Consider the following 16,708-nt stretch of genomic DNA (forward strand, 5'->3'; position numbering starts at 1 on the left):
TTGTCTTCCCCCTGTTCGTCTGAAATGGATAGTTAGTCTACTTCTATCCATGTACCCACTTTTGCACTCTTTTGAGCACAATCAATGATTTTCATGACGAGTTCAGCTTGTTTTGGAGAGACAGGCGGTGTCGTCCGTTTACGGATAGCTGGAGCAAGATCCGTATAATAATCGCCAAAATGACCAGGGATAAAAGGAAAGTCTTCGAGAGGACCGTTTGCTTGTGCAAACTGATAAGTCGTTCGTTTCGTATCGACTTCATCGACAAAATAGCTTCCTTTTGTGCCGTGCACCGTTAGGGAAGGACCAACAGCCGGAACGATTGAACCGATATGGAGGATCGCACGTCGCGTACCGAACGCTAAAATCAGATGCGTATAATCATCGACAAGTCCGCCTTGCCGTTGAATCGTCTGATCGCAAAAGACACGATCCGGCACTTCATTGAAGGCGACGAGTGCTTGATCAATCAAGTGTGACCCAAGATCGTACAGTAGACCAGCACCAGGGATATCCTGTTCACGCCAACGATCCTGTACGTCGGGACGATAGCGATCGTAATGTGCTTCGAACGTTTGAATGGTACCGAGTCGCCCGGATGCTAGTAAAGACATCAGCGTTCGAAAGTCCTTCGTATATCGACGATTATGATAAACTGTCAATAACCGATCGTGTACGCGTGCTAATTCTGTTAACGTTTCGGCTTCTTCGAGTGTGACGGTGAATGGTTTTTCGACGAGTACGTCACAACCCGAGAGCAAAGCGAGTCGTGCGAGCGGATAATGCAATTGATTTGCTGTCGCGATGACGACTAAATCGACCTGCTCCGCTTCGAGCAATGCTTCAAGCGTCGGATAAACAGGTAGCGTCGCGTCATAAGTCGCAACAGCTTCCGAACGACTCGACTGGACAGCTATTAATTGATAATCAGGTGCGTGTAAATAAGGCGCATGTAAATGTTCGCCGGCAAGACCAAAACCAACTAAAGCGGTACGAATCATAGAAAACACATCCTTTTCAAGTTCATACCCTCAATCTACCATAAGGAGGAATGCAAGATGATTACGGAACAACACATCATTGAAAAGATGCGTCAAGCGATGCAACGCATTGATCAAACGACAGGAGCTGCGCAGAAAGAACAGATTGCAGCGATGAAGGTTTACTGTGAACTACTGCTCGAATCCGAGTCGACGCCAAGCTCGACGGTATCGTTACCTACGTCAACGCCTCAGGCAACCCCAGCAGTCGATCCGATGTTAGCGCGTTTCATGGGTGTCGCGCAGGAGAAAGAAGAAAAAGGCACTTCATTACTCGATTTTTGAATGAAATGACGCGATTCAGGGAATAACCATCACAGTTGAAAAGAGAAGGGGAGATACGTCATGAAAACAGTAATCGTCATTGGAGCAGGACCAGGAAACGGATATGAGATCAGTAAACGATTCGGGCAAGAAGGTTTTCAAGTCGTTTGTGCGGCGCGGACACAAGAAACACTCGCAGCCGTCATTACGGAACTAAAAGAAGCAGGCGTAGAAGCTGTCGGAGTGGAATGTGATGCTTCTCGAAAAGCTGATATCGCATCGCTCATCGAATGGACAGAAGAGCAGTACGGACAAGTCGATGTCTTAGTCTACAATGCTTCGATTTTGCATCAAGCGTCTGTGCTTGAAGTCTCAGCAGAGCAGATTACGAAAGAGTTTGAAATCGATGTTCTCGGTGCACTGCATGCCGCACAACTCGTTGCTCCGGCGATGCAGGAACGAAAAGAAGGTGCCATCCTGATTACAGGAGGCGGCGCTGCGATGCAAGCAATCAAATCGCTACCGGGCCTCTCAATCGGTAAGGCAGGCGTTCGTCAAGTAACGCATATGTTACATGATACGTTGAAGGAAGATGGCGTCTACGTCGGAACTGTCACGATCGCTGGAGAAGTAAAGCGTGGAACGGCGCTTGATCCGAAAAATGTAGCGGAAGCGTTCTATACGCTCTATACAAACCAAAACGAAGTCGAGACGGTTTTATCAGCCGAATGAGTCGAAATAGGATAGGACATACGGGTTCGGGGATGTTACCGAATCCGTATTTTCATGGAGAGGAGGGGGAAAAGTGAGACGATACGTAGTGATCAGTCTGCTTTTTCTATTTGTTCTTATCGGTTGTGCACCAGAAGAAACAGATTTACTTGGAATCAAACAACCGGATGAAGAAAAGGTCACGAAAGCGACGGTTGAACGTGTCATCGATGGAGACACATTAAAAGTGAGATTAGCCGACGGAAAAACGGAGGATGTACGTTTATTGCTCGTCGATACACCAGAAACCGTCAAACCAGATACACCGATTCAACCCTATGGAACAGAAGCTTCACAGTTTACAAAAGAGGCCCTACCGAGCGGAACAGCGATTCGTTTGGAACGGGATCAATCACGAGCCGATCGATATGGACGATTACTCGCTTACGTCTGGTACGGCGATAAGATGTTAAATCAAGAGTTGCTTCGAAAAGGACTTGCGCGTGTCGCGTTCGTCTATGAACCAGACACACGTTATGTCGATATGTTCGAACAAATCGAACAGGAAGCACAAGGGGCGAAGAAAAAGATTTGGGAGCACGATGGTTACGTGACGAATCGTGGATTCAACGCGCAAGCTATTAACGAAACAGAATCATGTGCCATCAAAGGGAATATCAATCGTTCCGGTAAAAAAATCTACCATGTACCGGGTGGTCAATCCTACGATGAAGTGAAACCGGAGCAACGATTCTGTACGGAAAAAGAAGCGCAAGATGCCGGATTCGTCCGAGCAGTACGCTAATGAACGTAGATAAAAAGCCATCGATATCGATGGCTTTTTATCTACTCTACAGGCGGTGTTGGTGGTTGATACTGTTGCACCCGATCATCTTCATCAAAGGAGATGGTGACATCGGTGACGCCTTTAAGGATTCGGATTTGCAGTTCCAGTCGATCCTTGATGTCGTCCGCTTGAGCAATCGTTAAGTTAGGGTCTACTTCAATCTCTGTTTCGACATGGAAGTGATCCCCTTCCTTAATGACTTCAAGCTTTTCAATATCACGAACCGCTTCATCACGTAATAAGATTTCACCGATTTTAGCAGTCAGTACTTCATCGATCTCACCGAGCGCACCGGCAGCATTTTGAATGAAGACATTATAAACGACATAGAACATCATCAGACCAATCAAAATCGAAGCAATACCCTCTGCTTGATAAAACGATGTGTAGTGTGAAATCAGAACAGCGATGATGGCAATGAGACCACCGAGAGTCGCAACAAGATCTTCCATGAAGACAAGACGTGTAGCTGGTTTTGCCTGCCCGAGATGGGCGAAACTTTGACCAACCAATGTGAGTCCTCTAGACTTAAGTCCGGTTTCGTGAGCAATCTCGATCATCGCTTTATAAAAGACGCCGACTTCAAGTACGACACCAATTCCAAGCGCCGTCAAAATGATCCAAAGCCCAGTCGTCTCTTCGCCAGGACCATGTGTGATATGCAAGATTCCCTCGCGAATCGTTTCATACGCAAGCAACGCGACGACAATGATCGCAGCTAGTAACACAAGGTTAACGAGACGACCGAATCCGTTCGGGAATCGTTTTGTCGGTGCTTTTTTACTGAGGGCAGAACCGATATAGACGAAAAACTGATTCGCCGCGTCACCAATCGTATGCATCATTTCAGCAAACATTGCAACGTTCCCAGTCAAGATATAAGCGACGAACTTGATAATAGCAATGATCGTATTGACGATTGCAGCAGCAAGGGCTGACTTATTTCCGCGACGGATCAATGAGAAAAAAGTGGTCATGAGCGGTTCTCTCCTTGTCTACTCAAAATAGGTTAACCGCGCCCCGCTTGGAATGATGGATAAAGTGTCATACCGCCGTCTGCAAAGAGCGTGATACCTGTGACATAACTTGCTTCGTCAGACGCAAGCCACGCAGCAACGGCAGAAATTTCTTCTGGTTTCCCGATATTGCCCATAGGAATCATGCTCTCGACTTCTTTACGTTGTTCCGGATCTTCGAATTTTTCAGCGTTGATTGGTGTATTGATTGCACCAGGTCCGATCGCATTAACGCGAATGCCCTTTGGCGCGTATTCCATTGCCAGTGTCTGTGTCATCAATTTAACGCCGCCTTTACTTGCTGCGTAGTGGACGAACGTTGGCCATGGAATGATCTCATGAACACTCGACATGTTGATGATACTGCCTTTGACATCATGTTCAACGAAGTATTTCAGTGCTTCACGCGCACCAAGGAACGCACCCGTCAAGTTGACATCGATGACTTTCTGCCAGTCTTCGAGTGACATCTCATGAGATGCTGACGGCATCTCGATTCCCGCGTTATTGACGAAAACGTCCAACTGACCAAAGTGAGCAACTGTCTCTTTAACGAGGTTGATCATGTCGTCTTCTTTTGAGACATCACCTTGAACGATGATTGCTTCGCCACCCTGTTCTTTAATCGATTCAGCGATTTTCTTTGCTTCTTCCGGGTGACTCCGATAATTAATGACGACACGCATACCTTCTTCTGCGTAACGGCGGACGATTGCTTCACCGATTCCCATTGATCCACCTGTTACGATCGCGACTTTTCCTTTTAAGCTCTCATACATGATGCTTCACTCCTTCATTATTGTTTCGTAAATCCAATCATGATTCCGCCGGCGACGACTAAAATACAGCCGATAATGACGAATGTCATCTCTTTCTTTGTCTTTGATTCTTTTAGTAAGAGGACGCCGCCAATCGTTGAGATGACGACACCGGTTTGAGATAAGGAGAAGCTCGTTGCGACTCCGACTTTTGCCGTCGCAAATAGTAAAGCAACGTTCCCGACAGCCCACATGAGTCCACCAATCGTATTGCCGGCTGTTTTTTTCGTGAAGAGATCTCCTTCTCGTAAAGAGAGAAGAATCGCACTCACGACCATCCCGACAGCTTGTGGTAAGACCGCTTCCCAACCGTTGATATCGAACCAACGGGCAATGACGACATACCCGACATACCCGACAGTCGAGATGAGGAGAAGTGTCATTCCTTTTCCGATATTCTCATCTTGTTTACTCTTATCTTCTTTATAAGAAGTGAAGGCCGCTCCGGCAATGATCAATACAAGGGCACTGATTCCGAGAATCAACGCAGTTGTCGTTGACCACTCTCCGAAAGCGAGAACACCAAACAACGATGTTCCGACGAGTTGCATCCCTGTTGAAATCGGCATCGTCTTCGAGACACCCATTTGACGGAATGCGGCAAATTGATTTTTTTGACCGAGTGCCCAGAAGGCACCAGAAAAGAATCCGGCGATCCAAGCAGTCGTCGACAGCTCTGGGCTGACAAAAAAGAAGGTGACGATCGCGAAAAGCAACGCACCCAGAGTCGTACCGATAATTTGTTGCGCTGTCGAACCTCCGATTTTCGAAACGACGAGCGGCAACGATCCCCACATCAATGCAGGAACGATGGCAATTAGAATATCAATCAAGTGTTTCACCTCTCCTTACTGTTATCTCTCTACTTGAAGCTGTACCCCGCAAAAGGATAGGAAAAACCTCGGAGCGTAAAGAAGAATTATTCTGAAATAAAAAAACATCCACCGAAGTAGATGTTTTTTGGTATTTCGTTTATCGGAAAGGTTCATCAGCAATACGAACGATTTGTCGACCGATCCGCCGACCGTTCCATAAAGCGATGACGGCAATCGTCAAGGAAATCCCCATGACATCGTATTGCGTAAAATAATAGCCAAGATAACTAAAGGGGAGACTGATGATCCCGACGAGTGAACTCGTCCACTGCCGGATTTTGAGTGATTCGATGTTCGCGACACGTGAGAACTTTTGTTGCTCCATGATCCGCCAACGTGTCGGTTCACTTAAGGCATCGTTAACAAGTCGCGGAAAGGCAAGCAACCGCGCGCCGTAAGAGCCTGCGATTTGGAGATAACGGTTTTGGTTTTTCCCTTCGTCATCGAGCCAACGTCGAACCATCGGTTTAGCGAGTTCTAGCAGATTGATTTGTGGTGAGAGAATTTGCAAAATACCAAGAATCGTCGATGCAGCACGTCCGAAGAAGGCAAATTCAGCAGGGAGCTGAATCGGTTCGTTTCGAACGAGTAATTCGATATCGGATAATACCTTCTCAATCAGTTTCGTATCGACGTTTTCCATGTCGCTTTCGAGATAGAACGTAACCGCTTTTTCAATCGCTTGTCGGATATTTTGCTTATTCGCATTTGGTAATAGGAATCGTAAATCTTCTAAACCATCAACGATCGCATCATAATCCAATGTGACGAAGGACTGAAGAATTCGCTGGATTGCCCGCATATCGTCTGGCGTCGTCGCTCCAATCATCCCGAAATCTAATAAGACGATTTTACCATCAGACTGAACAAGGACATTGCCCGGGTGCGGATCGGCGTGGAACTTCCCACCGAATAGCAATTGCTCACCAGCGTTCAGGAAGAGGTTACGTGCCAGTTCGTCGCGATCAATCTGATGTTCTGCTAAATAATCGAGATCGGTGATGCGTGTCCCGTCAATCCATTCCATGACGAGCACCCGATTCGTACAATGTTCTTCATAATAACTCGGGATATAGATGACAGGGTTCGTCTCATACATCTTTTTAAAGTAGAGACCGTTCTTCAATTCGGTCCGGTAATTTAATTCATCACCAATGACGAAGACCATTTGGCGATACAAGCTTTGTAAATCAGTTGATTTGTTTAATGAAGTTCGGCGCAACATGGCAATGACGATGCGCATGGCACGGAAATCAGTTTTGATGATTTGTTCGATATTCGGTCGCTGAACTTTGATCGCAACCTTCTTACCGTTTGATTTTAAGGTTCCGCTGTAAACCTCACCAATCGAGGCAGAAGCGACAGGACGGGGACTGATATCCGAGATGATTTCTTCGATCGGCATCCCCCAATCTTCTTCGATGATTTTTCGTGACTCTCCAAGTTTACTCGAAGGTACCTTATCGACGAGTTCAGTCAGTTCCATCAAGACAGATGGCGGGAACAGATCGGCTCGGATCGATAGGAACTGACCCAGTTTAATCAGTAGTCCTTCAAGTCGTAATGCTTTTTTCTTATAGTCACGCGCAATTCGAATCATGATGCGCTCAAACTCTTCGTTATTCGTACCTGGCCGGTTTTTCCGGGTGAATCGATAGATCGTAAAAATGTAACGTGCGAACATCGTCACAATGACGACGATGCGATAAAGCGCCCAACGTTTCATACGGTCACCTAGCTTCCTGTACAGTTTGTTTCAGTATAGGTTACTTTACCTAAAAACGTCACTCGCAAACGGTCGAAACGGTGACAGAAAATTAATGCTTTACGGAAACTAAAAAGAGAGTATAGTAAGTATTGGAATTTCTTTGTAGAAAGGTGAAATGTGCGCATGTCCTGGGACTTATTGAATATCATCGGCACGGTCGCTTTTGCGATGAGTGGAGCAATCGTTGCGATGGAAGAAAAATATGATTTATTCGGCGTCTGGTTACTTGCTTTAATTACGGCATTCGGTGGTGGTGCCATTCGTAATTTATTGATTGGTGTGCCGGTATCGGCGCTTTGGTCGCAAGGTGGTCTCTTTTTAGTCGCGATTCTCGTTGCATTGTTGATCTTTATGTTACCCCAGTTGTTCTTGCCGCACTGGACACGTTGGGGCGTCCTTGCAGATGCGCTCGGTCTGTCTGCATTTGCGATTCAAGGAGCGTTGATGGCGTCAGCAAAAGGATTGCCGCTGTCGGCAACGATTTCGGCAGCTGTATTGACTGGTGTCGGTGGTGGCGTCGTTCGGGATTTGCTAGCTGGTCGAAAACCGCTCGTCCTGCATAAAGAAATTTATGCGATGTGGGCCGTTATGGCAGCACTCGTGATTGATCGTTTCCAATTGACGAATCCTCTACATTTGTTCACATTGCTCGGACTCATCACCGTTTTACGTATGCTATCGTATTATTATGAATGGAATTTACCAGCACGACGGTTAGGGGGAGAATAAGTATGAAAGTATTCATTATGATTGGCGCGATCTCGATGATGTTATCGGTCGCACTTGGGGCGTTTGGTGCACATGCTTTAAAAGACATGTTGACGGAACGTATGCTCGCGAACTGGCAGACTGGTGTTCTGTATCAGATGGTGCATTCACTCGGAATCTTGGCACTAGGCGGCTTGTTGTTGAAAGTTTCGATTCCACAATGGTCATTAGCTGCATGGCTGATGCTCGCCGGAATCGTCTTCTTCTCGGGTAGTCTGTACGTCATGGCATTGACGAACGTGACGAAACTGGGAGCCATCACGCCAATTGGTGGCGTCTTATTCATCGCGGCATGGATCTTTGTCGCAATTGGTGCCTATAAAGGATTATGATAATTGACCGTTTTTCTTCCATGATGAAGAAGAACGGTCTTTTTTGTACGAAAAACGCCTACTCGCGATGGAGTAGGCGTAGGTATCAAAACGAGTTCATCGTTTTGTCGTTTGTGTTTTGTTTAGCTTCGATAATGCTTGCTCATAGCGATCCAGTACGCGATCTGCAACCGGTTTCAGCTCTTTTGAAAGCACAGCGAATTGCAATTCACGCGATCGTGTTGATCGGTTCATAGCATTCCCCATGGTAATTCCTCCTTACGTAATCAACCTACTATTGTATAGTCTGTTTTGTAGCCGCAAGGAGTATATTCCCATGAGATATTTCTATCAAACGTCATTCAACACATTAAAGTGCAAAATGAGTATTTAATTGTTCACTTTCAAGACGGTTACCGATGAAGAACTCACCGAACTCGCCGTATTTCGCGCTAACTTCGTCAAAACGCATTTCGTAGACGATTTTTTTGAACTGAAGAATGTCGTCTGAGAAGAGCGTGACGCCCCATTCCCAATCGTCGAATCCAGTCGACCCACCGATGATTTGCTGAATCTTCCCAGCATAACTCCGACCGATCATACCATGACGGTACATGAGTTCTTTACGTTTTTCCATCGAAAGCGTGTACCAGTTGTCACCATCACGACGCGACTTGCTCATCGGATAGAAGCAGATATGCTTCGCTTGCGGCAGGATTGGATAGAGACGGTCACGCACGTAAGGATTCTCGTATGGATTTCCTTCGCCTGAACCACGGTACGTTCCGAGTTCAACGACAGAGACGTAAGAATACGTCGGAATGAGGTAATCATATAGATCGAGTTTCTGCATCTTGACTTCGACGTCTTGGATTTGTTCCATCGTTGGACGAAGAACCATCAAGACGAGATCCGCTTTTTGACCAATGATCGTATAAAGTGCATGGCTTCCATCTTTAGCTTCTTCGACGCCAGAAAGCTCTGTGAGGAAGGCTTGGAACTCTTCGATCATGCGCGCACGGTCTGTTGCGTCGACTTGTTTCAAGCGTGACCAATCAATCCGGCGGAAATCATGTAATGTATACCAGCCGTCGAGTGTTTCAGCGGCTTGTTGCGTAGCAGTCGGTTCAGATGTTTGGTGTTGCATGGGATGACCTCCTGAGTCTGAAATAAATTGTTTTTTTCCACATCCTATCTTATCACATTCTATGGATGGGCTTCGCCCGAAAAGGTCTTTGTCCATGAAGTCGTAACACATGAAAAAAGCAGAGAGTGGGTAAAAGGGGAATGGGATATTATTTTGCTTGGAAACAGTCTCTGTATCATTCTTGAAAATATCTGTAATAGTCGATGAATATGGCTTCAGTGCTTTTGTTAGATAACTTTTTTACAAATTGTTTTAACAACGATTGAGAACTGTGTATAATAAACGGTGGAAAAGAAAATGGATCAAATCGACGACGTCGTGTTTATTTAAAAAGGAGAGAAACTCATGCAATTATTCGATATGTTAGAACAAAAGATTAAAGCGCACCAACCGAAAATCGTCTTCCCAGAAGGAATTGACGCGCGTGTTCTTGGCGCAGCTGTCCGTTTGAAAAAAGATGGTCTCGTCACACCAATCGTCATCGGACCACGCGTACAAATCGAAGAAACAGCAACAGCGAACGGCATCGATGTCACTGGACTCGATACGATCGATCCGGCTTCTTACGCTGGCATTGATGAGCTCGTCGCATCGTTCGTCGAGCGTCGTAAAGGAAAAGCGACAGAAGAGCAAGCACGTGCAGTCATCTTAAAAGACGTGAACACGTTCGGTACGATGCTCGTTCACACAGGACAAGCAGAAGGTCTCGTCTCGGGTGCAATGCACGCAACAGGCGATACAGTTCGTCCAGCACTTCAAATCATCAAAATGCAAGAAGGCTATAAAAAAACATCTGGCGTTTTCATCATGGTACGTGACGATGAGCAATACGTCTTCGCAGATTGCGCAATCAACATTGCACCAGATGCGAACGATTTAGCAGAGAACGCAATCGCATCTGCGAAAACAGCGAAAACATTCGGGATTGATCCGAAAGTCGCATTGCTTAGCTTTTCTACAAAAGGTTCAGCAAAATCACCAGAGACAGAGCGTGTCGTTGAAGCAACACGCATCGCAAAAGAACGTGCACCAGAACTTGCGATCGATGGCGAACTTCAATTTGATGCTGCATTCGTTCCGAGTGTCGCAAAATCAAAAGCACCAGAATCAGATGTTGCAGGTCAAGCAAACGTCTTTATCTTCCCAAGTCTTGAAGCAGGAAACATTGGCTACAAAATCGCACAACGTCTTGGTGGATTCGAAGCAATCGGTCCGATCCTTCAAGGTTTGAACAAACCGGTCAACGATCTCTCACGCGGTTGTAACGAAGAAGATGTCTACAAACTTGCGATCATCACGGCAGCACAAGCGGTCGAAGAACGCCAAGCCTAAGCACGGTGTGAAAAAGTCTTTACTTTTTCGCTAAACCCCGTACAATGGTACACATCACGAAAATCACGAAACGTAAACGTATAGCAACGCTCGTATAATAGTGGGAATTGGCCCACGAGTCTCTACCGGATCGCCGTAACGGTCCGACTACGGGTGGTGAGTTACTGCTCTCTTTTTTGGCGTACAGTGGCTGCCCCCGGGTAGCGACTGTACGTTTTTTCGTTTTTTAAAGAGGAGAATGTATATATGAAACGTCTACACGACATGATTAATCAAGAGGGAATCGTATTATCGGATCAAGTATTGAAAGTGGATGCCTTTTTAAATCACCAGGTCGATCCGACCTTGATGTGGGAAATCGCCTATGAGTTCATGGAACGTTTTCAAGACGCAGGTATCACACGGATTCTGACGATCGAAGCGGGTGGGATTGCCCCGGCAATGATGACAGCGCTCCGTTTAGGTGTACCAATGGTCTATGCCCGTAAGACAAAATCCGTCACGCTGAACGAAGGAACGATTTCAGCTGAAGTCTTCTCGTTTACGAAACAGCAGACGAGCACAATTACGGTCGCAGAGAAATACCTACAACCGGGCGAACGTGTTTTGATCATCGACGATTTCCTTGCGAATGGGGAAGCGGCATTCGGTCTCGCACGTCTCGTTGAACAGGCGGGAGCAGAAGTTGCTGGTTTTGGAATCGTCATTGAAAAGTCATTCCAACCAGGACGTCAAAAGCTAATCGACGCTGGATTCCGTGTCGAGTCACTCGCGCGTGTGGAGTCATTGAAGGACGGAAAAGCGACATTCGTCGACTCGGTGACAGTATGAGATTGTCGAACTTCAAAGCAGCCAGTCTCGGACTTCAGCATGTGCTTGCGATGTACACGGGAGCAGCTGTTGTTCCACTGATCGTTGGGAGTGCGATCGGATTGTCAGGAGAAGAACTTGCATATCTCGTTGCGATTGATCTTTTCATGTGTGGGGTGGCGACCTTATTACAAGTACTCGTCACGAAATACACAGGTGTTGGCCTTCCTGTTGTACTCGGATGTACCTTTACAGCAGTTGGTCCAATGATTGCGATTGGAAGTCTTCAAGGCATTACAGCAATTTATGGTGCGTTGATTGCCAGTGGTCTCATCATTCTTGTCATCTCGGGCTGGTTTAGTAAGATTGCGGTCCTGTTTCCACCAGTTGTCCTTGGTTCAGTCGTCACGATCATCGGGATTTCACTGATTCCGGCTGCGATTAACGACATCGGAGGCGGACAGGGAGCGAAGGACTTTGGTGACTTACGTTATCTTGGACTTGCGGGATTAACAATCGTCTTGATTTTGATTTTGAATCGCTACGGCACGGTCTTCTCAAAAGCAGCAGCTGTCTTGATTGCTGTGATGATCAGTACACTCGTTGCGTTTGGCATGGGAATGATCGATTTTAGCCCAGTTGCGGAAGCGTCATGGTTCCAAATGGTGACGCCGTTCTACTTCGGTGTCCCGACATTCAACGCCACAGCCATCTTGACGATGACACTCGTTGGTCTCGTCTCGATGGTCGAATCGACGGGCGTATTCTTGACGCTTGGTGAGATTACGGATCGTCGTTTGACGGATAAGGATTTGGCACGTGGATACCGGGCAGAAGGGGTTGCAACGATCGTTGGCGGTATCTTCAACAGCTTCCCGTATACGACGTATAGCCAAAACGTCGGTCTAGTTCAGTTGACTGGCGTGAAGACACGTAAAGTCATTTTGTTTGCTGGTGGATTTTTGATCTTGCTCGGTTTCTTACCGAAAGTGGCGACGTTTACGACGTTGATTCCAAAACCTGTTTTGGGTGGGGCGATGTTGATTATGTTCGGAACGGTCGCAGCAAGCGGAATTCGTATTCTATCGCGAGTGGATTTTTCAAAGAACGAACACGTCATCACGGTGGCACTTGCCCTTGGAATCGGTCTAGGAATCAGTATGAATCCTGAAATCGTTGCCGGGCTTCCATCGCAAATCCGTGTCTTGACGGATAGTCCGATCGTCGCGGGTTCTCTGACGGCGTTATTGTTAAACGGAATCTTCCGGTTGACCGGTAAGTCTGAGTCAGTAGACGCTCCACTTGCTAAAGTTGATTAACAATTGTAACTTTCCGAAAGGAGCCGTCCTGTATACTACTTAGTAGCAGGAGGTTCCTTTTTTTATACTGCCAACGTAATCAGAATATTCCGAGTATGTGGTTTTGGTAAGAAATATCATATGAAAACGTTTACAAAATCGACACATCTTCTTTATACTGACAACGTAGCGGTACGGGGAACTGCTAAGAAACAAACAGAGACGGGAAGGACGTCGTAAAAATGAAACAACAGACAGAGTTGAATCGGGGACTGGAAGAACGTCATATTACATTGATGTCGCTGGGGGCGGCAATCGGTGTTGGACTCTTCCTCGGATCGGCGAAAGCGATCCAACTGGCAGGTCCAGGGATCTTACTTGGTTATCTTATCGGTGGTATCATCATCTTCATTATCATGCGAGCACTTGGGGAGCTTGCGGTGCGAGAACCGGTGGCTGGTAGTTTTGCAGAGTATGCCCGGAAGTATGTCAGTCCATTAGCTGGCTTTTTAACAGGTTGGAATTATTGGTTACTCTGGATTTTTACGTGTATGGCGGAAATCACAGCAGTCGGTATTTACATGAAAGTATGGTTCCCAGATTCCCAGGGGTGGGTATGGGCACTAGCAGCACTTGTGTTGATGACGAGTATCAACTTTATTGCTGTTAAATTTTATGGTGAATTCGAATTTTGGTTTGCGTTGATTAAAATCGTCGCGATCGTCGCCATGATCATCTTAGGGACCTTGACGATCGTCATTGGTCTTGGAAACGGTGGCACACCGGTTGGGATTTCGAACCTGTGGTCACATGGTGGATTCTTACCGAACGGATTCGGTGGAGTACTCCTTGCTATGCAGATGGTCATGTTTGCGTTCTTAGGAATTGAAGTGATTGGGGTCACAGCAGGGGAAGCGAAGAACCCGAAGAAAACGATTCGAAAAGCCGTTAATAACGTCTTCCTTCGGATTTTAGTATTCTATATCGGGGCACTCTTCGTCATTTTATCGATTTATCCATGGGATCAAGTTGGTGCGAACAACAGCAGTCCATTCGTATTACTGTTTCAATCGCTCGGTATTCCGGCAGCAGCCGGTATCATCAACTTTGTTGTCTTAACGGCAGCACTCTCGTCATGTAACTCGGGTATCTTCTCGACAGCCCGGATGATGATGAACTTATCCGAGAACAGTGAAGCACCGCGTCGTTTCTCGAAAATCTCGAAAAACGGTGTTCCAGCACTTGCAACGATTCTTTCGGGTGTTGCGTTGCTTGTCGGTGTTGCCTTGAACTACTTCTTACCGGAAGATGTTTTTGCAATCGTGACGAGTATCGCAACGTTCGGAGCTGTCTGGACGTGGGCGATGATTTTAATCGCTCAGATGCGGGCGCGGAAAGTACACGGTTCAGCAGAGTTCGCTGTTCCGTTCTTCCCAGTTGCGAACTATATCGCACTCGCAGCACTTGCTGGTGTCATCGTCTTGATGGCATTTGATGCAAGTACACGGATCGCTCTCGTCGTTGGACCACTTTGGTACGCGATTCTGATTGCCGTCTATTATGCACGGGGAATGCATAAGGAGACACGTCAATCGACACGTCGAGCATCGGGGGAATAATATAACAACAGGCGGATCCGTAAGTGGATTCGTCTTTTTCGTTCCCTTGTATCGAACGGTTTCGTTTTGTTTTAATGAGAGATTTGCTACACTTACGACAGAACGATACAGGAGGTCATACGAGATGAAAACGATTCATGTAGATGAGTTACAAGAGCGATTAGAAACAGGCGAGGCGTTACATGTCGTCGACGTACGTGAGCAAGATGAATATGATGCAGGACATATTCCAAACGTCCGCTTCCTTCCGATGTCTGAGATTGGTGAACGCTATACAGAACTTCAAGAAGGCGAAACATACTACTTGATCTGTAAAGCAGGTGGACGGAGTGAAAACGTTGGTCGTTTCCTCGAGCAATATGGATACGACGTCGTCAACGTTGAAGGCGGTATGATGAACTGGAAGGGCGATCAGGAAGCATAATTTTTTTGATTGTAGTCAAGTTAGATAACTTAGAATGAATGTAGCATCGAGCGTTATGTGATATTTGAAAGTCCCTTACTTTTGACAGTACGTTACTGGCGAAAGTAAGGGACTTTTTTTGTTTAAAACGTTTATTAAAAGGAAAGTAATCATATTATTTTATTACTCAATAACATTTTTTTGGAAATAAAAACCTATATAAAAATAAAGTTTTATGTAAAAAAATACTATTTTTAGTGTAATCTGATATTGTATAAATCGTTTTAATTAACAAGAGTTGATATTTTGAGTGGTGGAATACTCATATTAACTTTTATGCTTGAAAGTAAAAAAGGAGATAAAATGAGAAAAAAAATATACCTAATACTCATACCCGTACTTATCGTAATAGGTGGAACGATACTTTATTATGCCATTGATTATCTAAAGCCTATACCGCATAGTCTGTCTCAAGAAACCATCGAAAAATCAGATTTTTTGAAGAAGCAAAAAGCCGCTGTATATTTCTCGACGACATCAGATCAAGATATAGGAGGGGATGGTCTTGGATTAACTGTATTTATAGATCGTAAAAATCAGGCTAAATCATTTTCGTCTAAAGGATTAGAATTAAATAATTTGGCTGTCTCTCCTCAAAACGATCTTTTACTAGTGGATTCAGAAAAGATGAGATTAATTAGTTCTTCGTACAAAGAATTTGATCTAAAGAAACCGCAATATATGGGAGAACAAACGGGATACATTCCAAAAAAACAACTATTTTTCTCGCTTTTCAACACAGGGTTTGATAAACAGAATAAATACACCTATACACTAAGTTATGGTAATAAATCCGGATTTAAAGAGGCGACTATTCCGTTTTATATAAATGCGGCAGGAACTGATCAAGATCGGATTGTATTACTGACTACACAGAATGTTCAAGAAGAAAATTCACCGATGAGGATTCAAGATGTTACTTTTTCTTCAGGAAAAATGAAGCTAGCTGCTCAAGCCGAACTGAAGATTGAAGGAAAAAATGAAATTGAAGCGTTCTCTTCTATTCTGAGTGATTCAGACTATTACTATGTCGTGCTAAAAGTTAGTGAAATCGATCATGAAGAAAAGAATAAATTGGTCATGCAACGAATTGATAAGAATTCGTTTGAACAAAAAACATTTCTGATGTATTCGTATAAGAAAGACGAAGATTCAACTACTTCAATCCCATATAACATAAAAAATTCATCTCACTTATACAAAGGGATAATATATTATATCGATGGACTTGGAAATATTATGACGTTTGATACAAAAACAACTAGAATCAGTAAAAAATTTAAACTGGAGCAGATCAATCAAGAAGCAACGCAACATCATGAAGAAAGTTTTTTTAAGGAAAACTTTTTATACATGTTGCGATACGATCCAAAAAGTGCTGAAAAATATTTGATTGAAACCTATTCTCTATCAAGTGGCAAAAAAGTTACTGAGAGTAGAATTAAAGGGTTAGCTGAAATTTTGAATTCTACTCAAACACACGATGTGTTTTCATATGATTTTCGTATGTTGAATTGATGGGCTCTCTTCTTTTAAACGTTCAATAATACTTAGATAATACGAATGTAATCAACTGAACGATACCTCTGAAGAAAATTCCTTTAAAAAAGGAATTTTCTTC

At 45.0% G+C, this 16,708-nt stretch carries 18 protein-coding genes and 1 riboswitch; of the genes, 11 read left to right on the forward strand and 7 right to left on the reverse strand.

Features of this window, described 5'->3' with window-relative positions; all coding sequences use genetic code 11:
- Positions 1-32: 32 nt before the first annotated feature.
- Entirely contained in the window at positions 33-1,001 is a 969-nt protein-coding gene (locus ADM98_RS04265; RefSeq protein WP_053452410.1) for a Gfo/Idh/MocA family protein, read from the reverse strand.
- 57 nt (positions 1,002-1,058) lie between these two features.
- Here ADM98_RS04265 and ADM98_RS04270 point away from each other — a divergent pair, with 57 nt between their 5' ends.
- The 3 genes from ADM98_RS04270 (at position 1,059) to ADM98_RS04280 (ending at position 2,820) form a co-directional block, all read left to right on the forward strand.
- A complete protein-coding gene (locus ADM98_RS04270) occupies positions 1,059-1,325 on the forward strand; it encodes a DUF5327 family protein (protein WP_053452411.1) in 267 nt (88 codons plus the stop codon).
- 60 nt (positions 1,326-1,385) lie between these two features.
- Positions 1,386-2,036 (forward strand): SDR family NAD(P)-dependent oxidoreductase, encoded by a 651-nt coding sequence (locus ADM98_RS04275; protein ID WP_053452412.1) that lies wholly within the window; start codon positions 1,386-1,388, stop codon positions 2,034-2,036.
- Positions 2,037-2,109: 73 nt separating this feature from the next.
- Positions 2,110-2,820, forward strand: coding sequence for a thermonuclease family protein (locus ADM98_RS04280; protein WP_053452413.1), 711 nt, complete (start codon positions 2,110-2,112; stop codon positions 2,818-2,820).
- Positions 2,821-2,861: 41 nt separating this feature from the next.
- Here ADM98_RS04280 and ADM98_RS04285 read toward each other — a convergent pair whose 3' ends face one another.
- The 4 genes from ADM98_RS04285 to ADM98_RS04300 form a co-directional block, all read right to left on the reverse strand.
- Positions 2,862-3,839 carry a cation diffusion facilitator family transporter gene (locus ADM98_RS04285; protein WP_053452414.1) on the reverse strand — a complete coding sequence of 326 codons (978 nt, stop codon included), beginning with the start codon at positions 3,837-3,839 and terminating at the stop codon, positions 2,862-2,864.
- Between the two features lie 32 nt (positions 3,840-3,871).
- Entirely contained in the window at positions 3,872-4,657 is a 786-nt protein-coding gene (locus ADM98_RS04290) for an SDR family oxidoreductase (RefSeq protein ID WP_053452415.1), read from the reverse strand.
- Positions 4,658-4,674: 17 nt separating this feature from the next.
- Positions 4,675-5,526 carry a GRP family sugar transporter gene (locus ADM98_RS04295; RefSeq protein WP_200904886.1) on the reverse strand — a complete coding sequence of 284 codons (852 nt, stop codon included), beginning with the start codon at positions 5,524-5,526 and terminating at the stop codon, positions 4,675-4,677.
- A 142-nt stretch (positions 5,527-5,668) separates the two neighbouring features.
- A complete protein-coding gene (locus tag ADM98_RS04300; RefSeq protein ID WP_023466751.1) occupies positions 5,669-7,297 on the reverse strand; it encodes an ABC1 kinase family protein in 1,629 nt (542 codons plus the stop codon).
- A 165-nt stretch (positions 7,298-7,462) separates the two neighbouring features.
- Between ADM98_RS04300 and ADM98_RS04305 the strand changes: the two genes are divergently transcribed.
- Entirely contained in the window at positions 7,463-8,068 is a 606-nt protein-coding gene (locus tag ADM98_RS04305) for a trimeric intracellular cation channel family protein (RefSeq protein WP_053452417.1), read from the forward strand.
- 2 nt (positions 8,069-8,070) lie between these two features.
- The gene (locus ADM98_RS04310) at positions 8,071-8,439 is read left to right on the forward strand and encodes a DUF423 domain-containing protein (protein WP_029343179.1); all 369 of its coding nucleotides are present in this window, start codon (positions 8,071-8,073) and stop codon (positions 8,437-8,439) included.
- Positions 8,440-8,535: 96 nt separating this feature from the next.
- Here the strand turns inward: ADM98_RS04310 and ADM98_RS17445 are convergent, their stop codons facing one another.
- Positions 8,536-8,685, reverse strand: coding sequence for a hypothetical protein (locus ADM98_RS17445; RefSeq protein ID WP_023466754.1), 150 nt, complete (start codon positions 8,683-8,685; stop codon positions 8,536-8,538).
- Between the two features lie 103 nt (positions 8,686-8,788).
- On the reverse strand, positions 8,789-9,565 hold the full coding sequence (gene hemQ, locus ADM98_RS04315) for a hydrogen peroxide-dependent heme synthase (protein ID WP_053452418.1): 777 nt from the start codon (positions 9,563-9,565) through the stop codon (positions 8,789-8,791).
- A 345-nt stretch (positions 9,566-9,910) separates the two neighbouring features.
- Between hemQ and pta the strand changes: the two genes are divergently transcribed.
- From pta to ADM98_RS04345, 6 genes are all read left to right on the forward strand, one after another.
- Complete coding sequence (pta, locus tag ADM98_RS04320) at positions 9,911-10,897, forward strand: phosphate acetyltransferase (RefSeq protein WP_053452419.1); 987 nt, start codon at positions 9,911-9,913, stop codon at positions 10,895-10,897.
- Between the two features lie 70 nt (positions 10,898-10,967).
- Positions 10,968-11,067: riboswitch (purine riboswitch) on the forward strand.
- A gap of 76 nt (positions 11,068-11,143) precedes the next feature.
- On the forward strand, positions 11,144-11,728 hold the full coding sequence (locus ADM98_RS04325; RefSeq protein WP_053452420.1) for a xanthine phosphoribosyltransferase: 585 nt from the start codon (positions 11,144-11,146) through the stop codon (positions 11,726-11,728).
- Complete coding sequence (locus ADM98_RS04330) at positions 11,725-13,026, forward strand: nucleobase:cation symporter-2 family protein (RefSeq protein WP_053452421.1); 1,302 nt, start codon at positions 11,725-11,727, stop codon at positions 13,024-13,026. The genes ADM98_RS04325 and ADM98_RS04330 overlap by 4 nt, the downstream gene beginning before the upstream one ends.
- A 221-nt stretch (positions 13,027-13,247) precedes the next feature.
- Positions 13,248-14,624 (forward strand): amino acid permease, encoded by a 1,377-nt coding sequence (locus ADM98_RS04335; RefSeq protein WP_053452422.1) that lies wholly within the window; start codon positions 13,248-13,250, stop codon positions 14,622-14,624.
- 124 nt (positions 14,625-14,748) lie between these two features.
- Positions 14,749-15,048 (forward strand): rhodanese-like domain-containing protein, encoded by a 300-nt coding sequence (locus tag ADM98_RS04340; protein WP_053452423.1) that lies wholly within the window; start codon positions 14,749-14,751, stop codon positions 15,046-15,048.
- Between the two features lie 315 nt (positions 15,049-15,363).
- Positions 15,364-16,605 carry a hypothetical protein gene (locus ADM98_RS04345; RefSeq protein WP_160315912.1) on the forward strand — a complete coding sequence of 414 codons (1,242 nt, stop codon included), beginning with the start codon at positions 15,364-15,366 and terminating at the stop codon, positions 16,603-16,605.
- The last annotated feature ends 103 nt before the right edge of the window (positions 16,606-16,708 follow it).

This window comes from Exiguobacterium sp. BMC-KP (assembly GCF_001275385.1).
Classification (GTDB): domain Bacteria; phylum Bacillota; class Bacilli; order Exiguobacteriales; family Exiguobacteriaceae; genus Exiguobacterium_A.